The 16317-nt window shown below is 54.8% G+C and carries 14 protein-coding genes; 9 read left to right on the plus strand and 5 right to left on the minus strand.

Annotated features, from left to right (window positions below; translation table 11 throughout):
* Positions 1-2 precede the first annotated feature (2 nt).
* The 4 genes from GO984_RS19370 to GO984_RS19385 are packed head-to-tail and all read left to right on the plus strand — an operon-like array spanning position 3 to position 5799.
* Positions 3-1580: a phytoene desaturase family protein gene (locus GO984_RS19370; RefSeq protein ID WP_157024231.1), complete on the plus strand. Its 1578-nt coding sequence runs from the start codon at positions 3-5 to the stop codon at positions 1578-1580.
* Positions 1577-2044, plus strand: coding sequence for a MarR family winged helix-turn-helix transcriptional regulator (locus GO984_RS19375; protein WP_138165239.1), 468 nt, complete (start codon positions 1577-1579; stop codon positions 2042-2044). Before GO984_RS19370 ends, GO984_RS19375 begins: the two co-directional genes overlap by 4 nt.
* Before the next feature lie 39 nt (positions 2045-2083).
* Positions 2084-4234: a thiamine pyrophosphate-dependent enzyme gene (locus GO984_RS19380; protein WP_157024232.1), complete on the plus strand. Its 2151-nt coding sequence runs from the start codon at positions 2084-2086 to the stop codon at positions 4232-4234.
* Positions 4231-5799, plus strand: a complete 1569-nt coding sequence (locus GO984_RS19385; RefSeq protein WP_157024233.1) for an indolepyruvate oxidoreductase subunit beta family protein — start codon at positions 4231-4233, stop codon at positions 5797-5799. Before GO984_RS19380 ends, GO984_RS19385 begins: the two co-directional genes overlap by 4 nt.
* Before the next feature lie 128 nt (positions 5800-5927).
* Here the strand turns inward: GO984_RS19385 and GO984_RS19390 are convergent, their stop codons facing one another.
* The 4 genes from GO984_RS19390 to GO984_RS19405 all read right to left on the minus strand — a co-directional run bounded on the left by GO984_RS19390 (position 5928) and on the right by GO984_RS19405 (position 10169).
* On the minus strand, positions 5928-7232 hold the full coding sequence (locus tag GO984_RS19390) for a type II toxin-antitoxin system HipA family toxin (protein WP_157024234.1): 1305 nt from the start codon (positions 7230-7232) through the stop codon (positions 5928-5930).
* Complete coding sequence (locus GO984_RS19395) at positions 7225-7563, minus strand: helix-turn-helix domain-containing protein (protein ID WP_157024257.1); 339 nt, start codon at positions 7561-7563, stop codon at positions 7225-7227. The genes GO984_RS19390 and GO984_RS19395 overlap by 8 nt, the downstream gene beginning before the upstream one ends.
* 393 nt (positions 7564-7956) lie before the next feature.
* Entirely contained in the window at positions 7957-8970 is a 1014-nt protein-coding gene (locus tag GO984_RS19400) for a ParB/RepB/Spo0J family partition protein (RefSeq protein ID WP_157024235.1), read from the minus strand.
* On the minus strand, positions 8967-10169 hold the full coding sequence (locus GO984_RS19405) for an AAA family ATPase (RefSeq protein ID WP_138165245.1): 1203 nt from the start codon (positions 10167-10169) through the stop codon (positions 8967-8969). Before GO984_RS19405 ends, GO984_RS19400 begins: the two co-directional genes overlap by 4 nt.
* 527 nt (positions 10170-10696) lie before the next feature.
* Between GO984_RS19405 and GO984_RS19410 the strand changes: the two genes are divergently transcribed.
* Positions 10697-11728 (plus strand): replication initiation protein, encoded by a 1032-nt coding sequence (locus GO984_RS19410; RefSeq protein WP_138165246.1) that lies wholly within the window; start codon positions 10697-10699, stop codon positions 11726-11728.
* A 106-nt stretch (positions 11729-11834) separates the two neighbouring features.
* Here GO984_RS19410 and GO984_RS19415 read toward each other — a convergent pair whose 3' ends face one another.
* Positions 11835-12461, minus strand: a complete 627-nt coding sequence (locus GO984_RS19415; RefSeq protein ID WP_157024236.1) for a helix-turn-helix domain-containing protein — start codon at positions 12459-12461, stop codon at positions 11835-11837.
* Positions 12462-12608: 147 nt separating this feature from the next.
* On the opposite strand from GO984_RS19415, the gene GO984_RS19420 reads away from it, so the two are divergent.
* The 4 genes from GO984_RS19420 to GO984_RS19435 are packed head-to-tail and all read left to right on the plus strand — an operon-like array spanning position 12609 to position 16316.
* The gene (locus GO984_RS19420; RefSeq protein ID WP_209279442.1) at positions 12609-13580 is read left to right on the plus strand and encodes an ABC transporter substrate-binding protein; all 972 of its coding nucleotides are present in this window, start codon (positions 12609-12611) and stop codon (positions 13578-13580) included.
* 58 nt (positions 13581-13638) lie between these two features.
* Positions 13639-14418: an ABC transporter ATP-binding protein gene (locus GO984_RS19425; protein ID WP_157024237.1), complete on the plus strand. Its 780-nt coding sequence runs from the start codon at positions 13639-13641 to the stop codon at positions 14416-14418.
* A 3-nt stretch (positions 14419-14421) separates the two neighbouring features.
* A complete protein-coding gene (locus tag GO984_RS19430; protein WP_157024238.1) occupies positions 14422-15339 on the plus strand; it encodes an ABC transporter permease in 918 nt (305 codons plus the stop codon).
* A complete protein-coding gene (locus GO984_RS19435) occupies positions 15336-16316 on the plus strand; it encodes a dipeptide epimerase (RefSeq protein ID WP_157024239.1) in 981 nt (326 codons plus the stop codon). The genes GO984_RS19430 and GO984_RS19435 overlap by 4 nt, the downstream gene beginning before the upstream one ends.
* Position 16317: the final 1 nt, after the last annotated feature.

Consider the following 16317-nt stretch of genomic DNA (forward strand, 5'->3'; position numbering starts at 1 on the left):
AAATGGCCGATCTCGTCATCATTGGCAGTGGCATCAACGCGCTTGTCGCGGGGGCCCTGTTGTCGCGCAGCGGCAAAAAGGTGCTTTTGCTGGAGCGTGAAGACCGCATTGGCGGCTGCATGATGACACATGCGGCCACCCTGCCCGGCTTTGACCATGACGTGATGGCTGCCACCTTTGTGCTGTTTCTGACCTCCCCCGCCTATGCAGAACTGGCCGAAGATCTTGGAAAGCACGGGTTTGAGCTCTGCCATACTGCGCATCCCACCGCCGTGCTGCGCCCCTGCGGGCGCGGTGCGCGGCTGACCACTGACCGCACGGCAAATATTGCCGCCTTTAACACTCTGGCTGTGGGTGATGGCGATCAACACGGTGTCGATGTGACAGGGATCGAGGCCGATGCACCGTTCCTCTTCGCGCTGTTGGGGGGCGACCTGTGGTCTTGGGCCACCGCCCGCTTGCTGCTGGGACAGATCCGTAAAAGGGGCCTGAACGGGTTGAAGTCCTGGATCGGCACCGCCTTACGTCCGGCGCGTAGCTGGCTTGAAACCTCTTACTCCAGCCCTGACATTCAGGCGCTTTGGGCCCCCTGGGTGCTGCACACCGGGCTCACACCCGAAAGCAGCTATTCCGGTCAGATGGGCAAGGTCATTGCCTTTGCGCTGGAGGCCGCAGGCGCGCCCATCGTCAAAGGCGGCGCGGGCGAGGCCGCCTTGGCCTTTCGCCGGTTGATCGAGGCAAATGGTGGCGAAATCCGCACCGGAGTTGACGTGGCAAAGATCACCCTCTCTGAACCTAATGGAAAAACCCAAAGGGTGACCGGTGTTAAAACCGCGAGCGGTGAGATAATCCCCGCCAAACATGTACTGGCCTCTGTCACACCATCACAACTGTATAACCGTTTGATCACAGACGACGCCCCACAAGAACAGATTGCCCAAGCACAGCAGTACCGTCACGGACGTGGTAATTTTCAACTGCACTACGCGCTGGATGCGGTACCCGAATGGCTGGCTGAGGGTCTGGAAGATGTGGCGCTGATCCACCTCAGCGACGGGATAGATGCAGTGTCAAAATCCGCCAACGAGGCAGAGCGCGGCATGCTGCCCGAAACGCCCACCATATGCGTGGGCCAGCCACATCGTCTCGATCCCAGCCGTTGCCCAGAGGGTAAGGCAATCCTCTGGCTGCAAATCCCCGACGCACCGCGTCAGATCAAAGGCGACGCCGCAGACCAGATCGCCACTGATGGCTCGTGGGACGAGGCAACCCGCGAAGCTTTTGCTGATCGGATCGAGGACATTTTGGCGCGCCACATCAAGGGTTTCGACAAAATCAAGCTGGCGCGCACGGCCTATTCCCCCGCTGATCTGGCAGCACTGAACATGAACCTGGTGGGTGGTGACCCCTATGGCGGTGCCTGCACCCTTGATCAGTTTTTTACCTTCCGCCCGTTTAGCTCTTCGCGCAACGGCAGTACTCTCTTTCGCAACCTGCACCACATTGGTGCCTCCACCCACCCCGGCCCCGGACTTGGCGGCGGATCGGGGTTCAATACTGCGAAAAGGCTCGGCGCATGACACAGGATCTGGCAACGCTTCGGTTTGGCGAAATTGGTCTGGGCAATTTTGCCCCCTATCTGATGAACCGCATCATGGGCCGCTATAACGCCAGCCTGCGCGAAGAGATGGCCGAACTGGGGCTGACCACCCCCAAGGTCCGCTGCCTGGCTGTTTTGGCAATGATTGACGGCATCCTGATTGGCGAGCTGGCGGTCTATGCGGTGGTGGAATACTCCACCCTGTCGCGCACCCTGGATGGGCTGGAAAAAGAAGAGCTGGTGCGCCGCCAGCCCGACCCCGAAGACCAGCGCGCCACCCGGGTATTCCTGAGCGATGCCGGGCGCGCCACCTTTGAAAAGGTCTGGCCACGCATGGCACAGACCTACGCCCAGATGTTCGAGGGTATCTCAACCGATGAACGGCTGGCCTTTGAGGCCACCTTGCAAAAAATCCTGCGCAACGTGCGGGTTCACGACTTTTAACGACCCCGGCCCCCACGGCCGGGACCACGGAGGATAAAGATGGCAGAGCGCTCTTTCAAAAAAGAAGTGGAGCATCTCCGGGCAGGCACGGGCGAGACATTCACAGGCGAAGGTATTCTCGCTATCACCAAAGCACTCTTGGAAAACGGCGTTGGGTATGTGGGCGGCTATCAAGGCGCACCGATTTCGCATCTGATGGATGTCTTGGCCGACGCTGAGGAATTACTGGGCGAACTCGGTGTGCGGTTTGAGGCCAATGCATCGGAAGCGGCGGCGGCGGCAATGCTTTCGGCCTCGGTGCATTATCCCATTCGCGGCGCGGTGACGTTCAAAGGCTCGGTTGGGGTCAATGTCGCCTCGGATGCGCTGGCCAACCTCTCCTCTTCCGGTGTCACAGGCGGCGCGGTGGTGATCGTTGGCGAAGACTACGGCGAAGGCTCCTCCATCATGCAAGAGCGCAGCCATGCCTTTGCGATGAAATCACAATTCTGGCTGATGGACCCGCGCCCCAACCTGCCCTCAATCGTGCAATCGGTTGGCCAGAGCTTTGAGCTGTCCGAGGCGTCCAACACGCCGGTGATGCTCATGGTCCGCATTCGCTCCTGTCATGTGACGGGCAGCTTTGAGTGCCATGACAACCAGCGCCCTGCCCTGACGGTCAAAAATGCGCTGTCAAATCCGCAGCGTGACTGGAACCGGGTGGTGCTACCGCCGATGTCTTTTGCGCATGAACAGGACAAGGTAAATAACCGCTGGCCTGCCGCCCAACAGCACATCATCGACCAGAAGTTAAACGAGTTTTTCGGACCTGACAGCGGCAAAATCGGCATTGTTTGCCAAGGCGGTATGTACAATGGCGTCATCCGAGCACTGCAACGGCTTGGTCTGGCCGATATCTACGGCGACACCGATATCCCGATCTACTGCCTGAACGTCACCTATCCGCTGGTGGATCAGGAATTTCTCACCTTTGCCAAAGACAAAAAGGGGGTTCTGATCATCGAGGAAGGCCAGCCCGAGTTCATCGAGCAGGGGTTTTCTACCATGTTGCTGCGTTCAGATCTGAGCGTGAAGCTGCACGGCAAAGATGTGTTCCCCATGGCCGGCGAATACACCGGACAGGTGATGCTCGACGGAATTTCCGCCTTTGTGACGCAATATTCTCCCAATTTGATGCCCGGCCAGATGCGCGCGCCCAATCAGCCCGCACCCGAGCTGCCCGACCTGTCGCAAACGGTCCCAATCCGACCGCCTGGATTTTGCACGGGCTGTCCGGAACGACCCATTTTTGCCGCCTTGAAACTGGTGCAACAAGAGCTGGGAGAGCATCAGATCAGCGCCGATATCGGCTGCCACCTCTTTGCCTCGCTGCCCCCCTTTGACATTGGCGGTGCCACTATGGGCTATGGGCTTGGCCCCGCCTCCAATGCGGCCTTTGATGGCGGCGGCGAACGCAGAGCGATTTCGATCATTGGCGATGGCGGCTTTTGGCACAACGGGCTGTCCTCTTCGATTGGCAATATGGTGTTTAATAAGGCTGACAGCGTCGCCGTGGTGGTCGATAACTACTATTCAGCTGCCACCGGCGGGCAGGACATCCCGTCCAGCCGCGCGGACAATCCAACTAAATCCACCAATAACCCAATTACCAAGGCCCTGTCCGGCGTAGGCGTCGATTGGGTCCGCCACATCGATCACACCTATGACGTTACCAAGATGCGAGCCATTTTTCACGAGGCTCTGACCACCGAATATGACGGGCCCAAGGTAATCGTGGCCTCCAGCGAGTGTATGTTGAATCGTCAAAGAAGAGAAAAACCCCAGCGTAATCAAATGATTAACGATGGAAAGCGGATGGAGATCCCGCGTTTCGGCGTCGATGAAGACATCTGCACCGGAGATCACGCCTGTATCCGCCTATCGGGCTGTCCGTCACTATCTGTGAAACATCTGAACGATCCGATGCGTGATGATCCGGTGGCAAGCATTGATCAGTCCTGCGTTGGCTGTGGCAACTGCGGCGAGGTGGCGGATGCCGCTGTGCTCTGCCCCAGTTTCTACCGCGCCGATGTGGTGCATAACCCCGGAAGATTTGAATCCCGTTGGGCCCGCATGTCCGGACGGGTCATCCACTGGCTACAGTCCCGGCGTCAGCTCGGCCGTCTTGAATTTCTGGAGATCGCGCCATGAACGCAGCCCCGAAACTGACCCCCAAGCAGCCGGACAACCAGCTGAAATCAATCATTAAACTGGCCATTTTGGCCGTAGGTGGCCAGGGCGGCGGGGTGCTGACCTCTTGGATCGAAGCGGCAGCGCGCAGCCAGGGTTACATCACCCAGGCGACCTCTGTCGCAGGGGTGGCGCAGCGCACCGGCGCCACCATCTACTACATCGAGATGGCGCCCCAGGGCGGAGAAGGCACTGCGATGCCGGTGTTTTCCCTGGCGCCTTCAGCTGGCGACGTCGATATCATGATCGCCGCCGAAATGATGGAGGCAGGGCGCGCCATTCTGCGTGGCTTTGTCACGCCAGATCGCACCACGCTGATTGCCTCTAGTCACCGCACGCTGGCCTTGTCTGAAAAGATGACCCCCGGCGATGGCATTGCGTCCAGTGATGAGGTCCGCGCCGCCGCTGAAATTGCGGCTGATCAACTGATCCTGTTCGACATGGACAAATTAGCCGCGGACAACGGATCGGTGATCTCTTCAGCGCTATTTGGCGCTCTGGCAGGATCCGGCGCCCTTCCCTTTCCGCGTGTTGCATTCGAAGAGGCCATCCAGGCCTCAGGTAAGGGCGTCGCGGCCAGCCTGCGCGCCTTTGGCGCCGCCTATACGCGCGCGCAGTCACCAAACCCCGAAGCCCCTCCCTCTGAGGCACCACCCGCCCGCATGCGGGCCAGTCGTGATCCCAGCCCTCGTGGCCCGGCACGTCTACTGTCGCAATGGCAGGCACTGGAGGCTGAGGCCCGTGCCCTACCCGGCGCAGAGATAGCGCTGCTGGGCTTACGTCGCGTGGTCGAGTTTCAGGATCTCGCCTATGGCCGCGATTATCTGGCACGTCTGCGCCCCTTGGCGCAACAGGACCGCGGCGACGGAACACTGGCCGAAGCCGCCGCCAAGCATATCGCCAATGCCATGTGCTATGACGACATCATCCGAGTGGCCGACCTCAAAACCCGCAAAAGCCGCTTTGACCGCATCCAGACCGAGATGAAGGCTGACGACAAGCCGGTGCAACTGACAGAGTTCTTTCACCCGCGCGGCGAAGAAATCATCAGCCTGCTGCCAGCCGCGCTTGGCACCTGGATAGAGGCCCGCCCCCGGCTTGCTGCCTGGATCGACCGACGCCTCAACAAAGGCCGTCGCATTCGCACCCATCGGCTGCGTGGCTTTGTTCTGCTATATGTGATCGCTGGACTGCGTCGCACCCGACGCTACAGCCTGCGCCACCAAGTAGAACAGGCGCATCTTCTGAACTGGTTGAACCTATGCAGTGAAACGCTGCCAAAGAACTACGATCTGGCGGTAGAGCTGCTGCTGTGTCGTCGTCTGATCAAAGGCTATTCAGACACCCATGTTCGTGGCCTATCCAAATTCGCCCGCATTCTGGACACCCTGCCCGCGCTGATCGAGCGTGATGATGCAGCCCAGTGGATTGCCCGCCTGCGCGAAGCCGCCCTGCAAGACTCGACTGGCAACGCCTTGGACGGTGCCATTCAGACAGTATCGTCCTTTACCGAACCGCCAGGGTGAACACACCCTGGCCCCCTACGCCGGTTGGTTCGCACTTGTGTTGCCATCAGACCGCTGCCCGAACGGCGCAACGGAGCTAAAGAACCGCGGCTTTTTCCCTGAATTAGAGCCACAACCCCGAAGCGAGGCTATGCACCACGCAGGTCCAACCGAAATGTCTTTTTGATGCGGATGACGTCTTCTGGGTCGACTTCTGCCCTATTGGCATGCGTGTCCCACTGTTCGATCGATTCAGAGACCTCAGCGATGACCTGACGGGCTTTAGCCTCCTTCAGGCCCACGTTGGTTGCAAAAGCCAGTAAATCTGCCTGAGAGAACCCATTACGCTTCCCAGCCATGCTCATTTGGTGATCACGGGTCCACGCGCCATTTGGATTGTAGGAATACGCAATATCGTAAGCTGGCGAAAGCCGCCAAGATCCCGACCGATCCATGAGAAACGAGATGTTTTTCACATGATCATCCTGATTACGTGCCACAACATTGAACACAGCACGCCTGTACTGCTGCTCAACAACGTCCATCCCAAGGCCAAGTTTTCTGAGGGTCAGAATGGCTTGCTCATAGGAATAGGATGCAGGGTCGTTAAAGTCGAAATGCTGCATAGCGCCTAGAGATTGCATATGGATCTTGCGGCCCCTGTCGTCGCGGTCAAACCGCCGGGTCATAAAGTGGCTGCGACCACCTTCATGGTGCAATCGGCATTCGGACATGTCGATGCCAGCATCCTGCGCCATCATATAATATGCATACTCAATCCTGCCAAAGCCCTGCGGGTCAGCAAGTTCCTTGTCGCGGTTGTTTGACACGCCGTCGAATTTCAACAGCCAATGCTCATAGCCTTCGCTTACTTTCACCTGCCCAGATCTGAACTCGCCGGTCTTGCGGTTCCAGGCAAGGACCGCCTTAGCCCGGGCACCGCCTGCAGATGTTCCGACGCTCAAAATGTCTTCAAGCGCATCCGCGTCGTCTTCACCGCCAAGCTGCCCGGTTAGATTCTCCCGTTCATTCAAAACCCTGTTTGCAAGGCTCAACAGTTGGTCAACTTCCAGCTTTTTTGACTTTGTCACCTTACGAACTGTGGGTTGAAACTCCAGCGCACCGATCCCTCGATTTCCGATGTAGCAAAGCCGGTCAACCGGGCTAAAACTTTCCACACTCCGCCCGGTTTCAGCCAGCCAAGCATCAATGAGTCGATTACCAAACTTATCCGGGAGCGCATCAGCAAGCATGCCAGGAAGGCCCTTGAAGGTTTCTTTCCCAAGGGCTGAAAATTCGTAAGGCGCTTCCCTGACTGGCATTTTCAAGGGTGCTACTTCTATGCCAGCCCCCACGAACTCCGGGTCGTACTGGAACACACCTAAGGATCGTGCCTGATCCCAACTCACAGCGCCAATGCGTCTCCCCCACAAAACAACACTTGCGTCAGTCATCACTTTCCTCGCCCCATGTCCATGTGGGTTTGGCGGGTTTCTTGTCGACAGGCCGCGCCCGTTGGCGTTCGTTGCCTTTCCCCGAAATACGCTCGATAGGTCGAATTTGCCCCTCCGGCAGGGCCGACAGGATTGCCTCCTCTAGATCGAGCGCCGCAACGACGCGCAAAAACGTATCAAGCGTTGAAGGTTCGCCTCCCTCGAGGCGCCGCAAGGTACGCACGCCGATACCAGCTTGACCAGCCAACGCGGCCTGCGTCACGTTTCGCGAGAGCCTTAGTCGTGCCAACCGCTCCCCGATCTCGATTTCTACTTGCTGAGAGGTCGCCATTTTGTCCTTAAAGGTCACATGATGCCGGTTATTTCGGAATATTTGAATTTACAGGCCGTATTTGGCCTCTTATTTCCAAATTTGTCAACGGGCCACATATAGCCCTTTGAGCAGGCAATTGCCCCTTAATGAGACGCATATGGCCTCTCACACAACTCACTCATCATCTGCCGGTTAGAACTTCAGTGTTCAAGGAGTTTGAATCCGTCTACCTACGTGACCCAAGGCATTCGCGTTCAAATTGGGCACCCGTGCCCTACTCTCTGTGTCGCCCTACTGGTCCCGTTGAAATTCGACAACAACTGGGTCGACCGTCGAATTCAATCTCATTGTTTTCACCGTAAAGGGAGGGATTCATTATATTTATTCGTGAAATTGCCAATTGGCAATTTCTTACAGATTTTCAGCTCGATCCGTTAGAAACTTTTCCAACAACATGCGCAGGTCATCTGTTGGAGCATCCTTATCTATCTCCAACAGAATCTGACGCCCCTTGTCAGTTCTCTTGATGCTAAAATCTGAACCTTTGGCGCTATATACATGCTTTACCGAAGGCTTTGGCTTCGGCTTGGAAACCTTGCCTTGTCCTGCCTGCTTGAGTTCATTCAGCACCTTAACCGCGTCATTCCAAGGCGTCCCATGTGTCGTGGCCTGAGCCGCACGCATGGACTGCAACCACTCCGCCCGGTCGATCATTTTGGCACGTGTCTTGGGCTGTGCAAGGAACGGTTTCAAAGTCCGGGCATGGAGTTCTTTGATGTCATTCGGGCTTGGGTAAGCACTGACAATTTCATCGGGCAATTTGGCCAAAAACAGATACCGCGACAGCCAAGCTTCGGAAACCTGAAGCCGCTGCGCCATCGATTTCTGCTTGCCGCCATAGTACAGCTTTACCGCAGCCGCATAATCGCAGGCGCGCTCATAATCTGAGATGTCAGCCCGATCACGGTTTTCGATATCCGCCAGGCGAAAGGCCTCTTCGTCGGACAGGTCGCGCACTTCGATTAGATATTTGAACTGCGGATAGTTGTTCGCCCGCAGCCATGAAATGGCGAAATGGCGGCGGGCACCACAGATCACTTCGAAGTCGATTCCATCGACGCCTTCAACCCGGCGCACAACAGCTGGGAACTCCTGCTTGCCCTGTTGTTGAATACCATCAATTAGATCAGAACAGTTTTCCGGTGTCAGCAGATCATAGATACGATTGTGACGATCCCACATTCTGCAGCGTGATGGGTCGACCAAATGCAGCGTTTTTTCGTGTAGTTCACCGCTCAGCTTTTCGCCAATCGCATTTCCGCGCTTAAGAAACCGACCAGCGCTGCGGTCTTTCTTGGGATTACGGCCGTCTGCATCTATGCCACTCAGCACTGCATCAAAAATTGCATCATGTTTCTTTGTCATAGTAGGCCCTCCTGGCTGAGTGCAGCTTTTTGACTTGGCCATGTTTTACGCATTAGAACTTCGACCTCGCGACCAATAGAATCCAAATAGGCGCGGCACCGTTTGTGGGTTTCAGTGCGAGTGGCAGCACCAGTCATTTCATAGACCGTCAAAAGGTTGGCGGTGGCGTTATCGATTTCAGCAGAATCCTTAAGCACAGATTGCAACATGTCACCGGCAAAAATTGCATCCATCATTCGTTTGATCGCTACGTGGGCTGATTTGCCGTCGTTCATTTTCGTCGTAAGGATCTTTACAAACTTATAACTGTGCGAACCCCCAACTTTCTCAAGCTCAGCCAGGGTACTGGTCATCATTTTCAGGAAATGAACGGTTGATCCAAAGTCAACGTTGTTGGGCGGGGTCGGGACCAAAATAGCGTCTGCAGCGCGTAGGACTGATAGCGAAATCATACCAAGGGCAGGGGGGGGATCGAGAAGGATAACATCAAAGTGGTCACGGATCGAATTGATACCTTCACGTAGGCGGTCCAGCACAAACCCACTTTCACGGGCCATTCGGCCAGCAAGTTCATATTCCGCGTCGTATAGACCCAAGTTTGCAGCAACCATAGCGATGCCTGGCCAGTAGGTTGCGCGTAGGGCGTAGCGTAGATCTTGTGGTCCGCCATGACGGAAAAAGGGATAGAGTGTTTCTTCGTCTTCATCGATGTCGATGTCAGGATTCAAACCAAAGATGGAGGTGGTTGAGGCCTGGCTATCGCAGTCGATCACACAGACACGATATCCCTGCAAAGCGAGGTATTGGGAGAGGTGGGTTACAAGAGTGGATTTTCCAACACCACCTTTGAAATTCTGAACGGCGAGAACAAGCGCTTCATCATCCGGTGCCCGGTGCGGCAGAGTTCCAAAGATTTCGCGCATGTTGTTTATCTCATGCAAGGAGTAGCCTTTGCGGCGTCCTGTTTTATCATCTTTTTCCGGAGTAGGGAGGCGGCCTTCGTTTTCAGCATCTCGGATGAGAGTTTCCGATCGACCAATCATTTGTGCAGCTGTGCGGACATTAAACCTTAGATCCAGATTTTTTTGTGTCCCAGGGGCAAAAACCTGATCCCTTAACCGATCAATGACAGAACTTGCTCGGTTTGATAGAAGATCAAGGTCGTCGAGCGAAATCGAAGGTAGAATAGGATCTGCCATGGTGCCCCGTAGCTTTTGATATTTTGCCAAGTTTTTCCCAAAAAGCAAAACTTAGATTGATGATACTGTTTTTTCAAAAGTTCTTTGTCTTCGCAAGGAAGATGTAGGGGATTTTCAGAAAAGAGCGATTCTGGTGGTCATCTGTGCTCTAAATGACTCTTTGAAGGCGTTGAAGTCTTGTTCTGATTCTTTTTGTTCAAGTGTTCATGCGGACTAAGCATCTATAAGTAAAAGGTAAAACCATCTTACTGTTACATATTGGGTGCTAAAAATTACATTTTGGGACGGTAACTCTTACGGATTGGGTGGGTTAAACTTACGAATTGGATGGGGCCGCGGCGGGGTCAAAATATCCTTTGTTTTGATTCGTTTGCGCGTGTCTCTGAGCCCGTCTGGGTTAGATTTCTGCTGACGTAAAATTACATATTGGGTGCGCTCTGAACAATTTCGCTGCAATGATTGACTGACTTAGCATTTTTTCTTACAACGAAAAAAACAAAAAGTAAGAGTTTGGTGTAAGTAGTAATATGGCAGACGAGACCAAAAAACCATATAGTAGTTTGGATGCTAAACCTAACGCGGACTCACTGATTAAACCAGGAGAGCTGGTTGATCTTGTCGAAGTAACCCCCTTAACGCTGAATGATCGACGCATCTACAATATGATGCTGGAGCACGCCTGGGAGGAGATCGACAAGCCCGTAGTGCATCATGTGTCCAAGGCGACATTACGTGGCAGTCATAACTCAAATGACCGGATTGGCGACTCGGTTGAACGGTTGATGCGCGCCATTGTGAAAGTTTCGGTTTTGGTTGACGGGGAGCCTGCCATCGAGCGTGTTCAACTATTGGGGGGGAACATTGAACTCGAGCAGCCCGACGGGATGCTTTATTATGAAATTCCCCGCGCATTGCGAAAGATCATCAAAAACTCGACCGTTTTTGCCCGGCTTCAAAAGGAGGTCATGTTTGCGCTGTCGTCAAAATATGCACTGACCTTATATGAGATGGTGCAAAAGCGCGGCAATCTGCGGTTCAAATCTTCAGAGAAATTCAAACTGGAAGAGCTGCGTGGGATATTGGGCGTGCCTAAGGGGAAGCTAACGACCTGGTCAAATTTGCAATTACGCGCACTGGCTCCGGCGGTGGAAGAGGTGAACGCCTTGTCCGACTACAATGTCAGCATGACCCCCTACAAAGAGGGAAGGCGGGTCGCGGGTGTTGTGATGGAATGGACACGCAAGGATGCGGCTGGCCAATCAGCTGTCGACCGTGAAATCGAGTTTTCCAAGGTTGGGCGCAAGGCGCGCATGGAAGGTCGTGTTGAAGCGGTTGTTGAGCAAGCTCAGATTAAACCGCGTCCGGCCTGGCTGGAAAGGGCAGGGGAGTCGCTGAGAACAGAAACCTATGAAACCGCAAAGCTGAGGTTTCCGGGGTACGATATCTATCACGCGGAGTCCGAGTGGCGGGCTTGGTCAAAAGACAAAGAAGCGCCGCGCGATCCCGATAAGGCGTATTTGGCCTTTTTCAGGAATTTCGCCAAGAGCAACCCACTTTGAGAGCGGCTGTTGGCCAAGAATGCAGTCGCTCCATAAGGTTCCCGGCGAAGGTCAAACTCGATGCGTTAGGCCTGCCGTAAAATAACCGTCGAATGCAAAGTATGTTTCAGGCTGAATCACCTCGACCCAGACAAACGACCAAAATGCGGGCATCTTCGTCACCGGCTGATGTGTATACATGGCCCATGCTGCTATCGAGATAGGCGCTTTCACCAGCCTGTAGTGTGACCGGTTCGTTTGCCTCGGTATAGATCGTCAACTGGCCGGATTGCACAAAAACGAATTCCTGACCCGGATGGCGGATGAAGTCGTCAAATGCCAGGCGGCTGTGTGCCTTTACGACACCTGCCATCGGGGTCATCGCCTTGCCCCAAACATCGGAAAACAGCATCTCATAGGTGTAGTTTGGCGTGGTTTGAAGCTCAAACTCACCCAGACGCGCAACTGAGATGCTATTCTTCTGAAACGAGGCACCGCCTGTTCCAAAGAGTTCTGCCATGTCGACTCCCAGACCATCAGCCAGCTGGGACAAACGATCATAGGTCAAGCCAAGCAAGCCTCTTTCCGCCCGTGACAGGGTGGAAGCAGCGATTCCTGACGCAGTGGCCAAATCAGCCAGTGTCATCTTTTTGTCTTTGCGCAGCTTACGAAGGTTCTCGCCAAATTCGTTGCGCCCACCGTCTGTGGTCAACTCGTCGGACGTGGCGCTAGGCGGGGGAGGAGATTCTATCATGGTCCAATCATAAGCGCTCTGTTGTGGAATTCCTATACGCAAATTCAAATTGCCAATATGCAAAAATAAATTGCGTATACGAAAATTGTGTGCAAGCCTCTGGCAACCAAACCCGCGCAAGACGGGGCTGATCTTATGGAGGAAAGAATGAAAATGTTTACTTTCAAAAGCCTGGCGGCAGCATCCGCAATTGGCCTCACCCTCAGCGCATTGCCAGTGGCTGCCGAGACAAAACGCGTAGCAATCGCAAACTTTGGCGAACACCCTCAACTTAACGCCGTTGTCCAGGGGGCCCAGGACGCCATAACCGCTGCTGGGTTGGATGTTGAGTTTTCGGTAGACCATGTAAACTTTGACGCGACGCTGCTTCCCCAGATGCTCGCCAAAATCGAAGCTTCCAGCCCAGATCTGGTAATTGGCGTGACGACACCGGTGGCGCAGAACCTACTGAACTATCTAGGCAACTCTGGCACGCCGATCTTGTTTGGTGCCGTGACTGATCCCGTTGCAGCAGAACTGGTTCCTAGCTGGGATAAAGGTGGCAACAACATTACCGGGGTGGCCGATGCGTTGGATATCGATGCGACCATGCAGTTCATCAATGAGCTGTTCCCCAACGCAAAATCGGTGGGTGTTCCGTACAATCCAGCAGAGGCAAATGATCTAGCCACCCTGGAGCAGGTCAAACTGGCCGCGCCCAAATACGGATTGGCCGTGCAAGAAGTCGGGGTGGACAACACCAATGATATCATGGCTCGTGTGACCTCACTCAGCGCCCGTTCGGATGTCCTATACGGCCCAGGTTCAAACATGATCCAACCTGCGATTGCAGCCGTCGCAAGTGCGGCGACCCAAGCAGGTGTTCCTGTGGTGAACATGGATGGAGGCCCGGTTTCTGAAGGCATGATCCCTGCAGGCTATACGGTTAGTTATCACCGTATCGGTGAACTGGTTGGGGAAATGGCTATTCGGGTTCTGGCAGGCGAAAAACCTGACGATATCGCCCCACGGCGCCCCACGCGCGACGATCACGTCATGGTCATTTCGAAAAGCGGAATGGCAGCCGTTGATGCTGAGATCCCGGCCAGCTTTGCTGGATGTGATTGCATCGTGGACTGATCCTTTTCTGTCCGCACCTCGTGCTGCGGACAGTTTCCCAAACAAATGGGCCCCAGAAATGTTGAATATTACAAATCTCCGGCGCACTTTTTTTGCCGGTACCGCTGACGAAAAAGTGGCACTTGACGGGCTGAGCCTGTCTTTGGGCAAAGGCGAGTTTGGCGTGATTATCGGTTCAAACGGAGCCGGAAAAAGTACGTTGCTGAACGCGATTTCCGGCGCGTTGCAAGTTGATGAAGGCACTATAGCCATCGCGGATGATGATGTGACCAGGATGCCGGTTCATGACCGTGCCCGCCATGTCGCGCGGGTCTTTCAGGATCCGATGAAGGGCACAGCCTCAGGCATGACAATTGCGGAAAATATGCTGTTGGCGGAACTGCGTACCTCGAAGGCGCGCCTGAAACCCGGATTGACCCGGAAGCGGCTGGATAATTACCGCGAGCAACTGTCGTATCTGAAGCTTGGGCTGGAAGACCGGATGGACACCCAGGTTTCGCTGCTCTCAGGCGGGCAGAGGCAGTCGTTGTCTCTGGTTATGGCGGTGATCAAAGAGCCGGATATCTTATTGCTTGATGAGCATACGGCGGCACTTGATCCGCGCACGGCGAACCTGGTTTTGAATGCCACGCTCAGGGCGGTTTCTGCGCTGAAACTGACAACTTTAATGGTGTCTCACAACATGCAACACGCCGTGGATTACGGGAACCGGATTCTGATGCTGGAAGCCGGCAAAGTAAAACTGGACATCTCGGGGGCCGAAAAAAAGGGCGTATCGGTCCAATCCCTGACCAATCACTTTGCGATCAAGTCTGACCGCATGCTGTTAGGAGCCTGAGCCATGAATGAAGTCATTTCAACATTTATTGCACTGATCCCTGTGACACTGGCGCAAAGCCTTATCCTGAGTTTTGTGGTGCTTGCCATCATGATCCCGTTCCGGATTTTGTCTTTTCCAGACCTTACGTCCGAGGGGGCCTATCCATTGGGCGGGGCGGTCTGCGCGATTGCTATGGTTTCAGGTGTGCCTGCTTATCTTGCTATTCCTCTGGCCGTTGTGGCGGGATTTGTAGCTGGATGTGCAACCGCGCTTATTCATTTGCGCTTTAAAATCCACACTCTGCTGGCCGGGATTCTGGTGACCACGATGCTCTATAGCGTCAACCTGCGTATTCTTGGAAAACCAAATGTGCCGCTGTTTAAAGAGACCAAGTTGTTCGACTATCTCGACCTTGGTAAGGGCATGAATAACCTGGAAAAAATTCTCATTGTGGGGCTGCTAATGGGGGTGGTCGGATTTGGGCTGCGGCTTTGGTTTATGACAGAGCGTGGCATTGCTATGCGCGCTGTAGGGGACAACCCCGATATGGCCGAGGCACAGGGCAACAATGTGGACCGGGCCATTTTTCTGGGCGTGGGCGCCGCTGGTGGGTGTGCAGCCCTGAGCGGAAGCCTGATGGTGCAAAGCCAAGCCTTCGTAGATGTGAATATGGGTATCGGTTTGCTGATCAATGCGCTTGCTGCGCTGATGATCGGAGAGACCATTCTGGGGCGTCGCAAAATCAGCCAACAGCTTTTGGCACCATTTGTTGGGTCGTTGATCTACTACCAGCTCATTTCATTCTGCCTTGCCGCGGGTCTTGCGCCGAGTGATCTGAAAATCGCGACCGGTATTTTTGTTCTTGTCATGCTGGGGGCTCCAATCCTGAAGGGAAAACGGAACACCACGCGTCTCGCCAAAGAGAGTATTCGCGAATGATACGGCTAGACTACAAAATTGAAAAATGGCCTCTCAAAGATCCTTTTCGGTTTGCCGGCCATACGATTGTTGAGCTCGAAGCGATGCATGTCACGCTTGTCGACGGTGAGCATCGGGGGCAGGGCGAAGGTTTGGTGCCGGTGGTCTTCCCTATCACCATGGCCGAAACAGAGACACTGATGAAGTTGGCCCAGCAGGGTATCAATACAGGAGGTGATCCGCAAAAGATCTGCGCATCAATGCCTGCAGGTCCGGGGCGAAATGCCTTGGACTGTGCCCTGTGGGATCTGCGCGCCAAACAATCAGGGCGCAGCGTGTGGGATTTGGCTGGGTTAAATTCCGAGGCGGATTTTATCGAGGTTGATGAAACGGTTGGTCTGGGTCAGATCCCTGAAATGGCGGCACAGGCAAAATCGTCGGCCCACCGTGTCATCAAGGTCAAACTCGACGCTGAACATATTCCCGAGCGCGTTGCTGCCATTCGGTCGGACTGCCCCAGGACAGAGCTGATTGTTGACGCCAATCAAAGCTGGACGGTGGATCTGTTGATGCAGCATGCGCCTGCACTGGCAAAACTGGGGGTCAAGATGATCGAGCAACCCGTACCGCCGGAACAGGATCACCTTCTGGAGGAGATCTCCTGCGGGATCCCAATTTTTGCAGATGAATCCTGCCATGTAGCCGCTGATGTTGATCGGCTGAAGTCTCTGTACGACGGCGTCAACGTCAAGCTGGATAAAACCGGAGGGCTGACAGAGGCACTTGCCCTGGTGACCGCTGCGCGCGCTGCCGGAATGGGGGTCATGGTTGGCTGCATGTCAGGGACATCGTTGTCGATGGCACCAGCCTTTGTCATCGGCAGCCTTGCTGACTGGTCCGACCTTGACGGCCCGCTAATGATCCAAAACGACCGCGTTCCAGCAATGCAATATGAACACGGAAAACTGAAAAAATTCTCGCCTGCGCTTTGGGGCTGAG

The sequence above is a fragment of the Parasedimentitalea huanghaiensis genome (assembly GCF_009753675.1).
GTDB classification, from domain to species: domain Bacteria; phylum Pseudomonadota; class Alphaproteobacteria; order Rhodobacterales; family Rhodobacteraceae; genus Parasedimentitalea; species Parasedimentitalea huanghaiensis.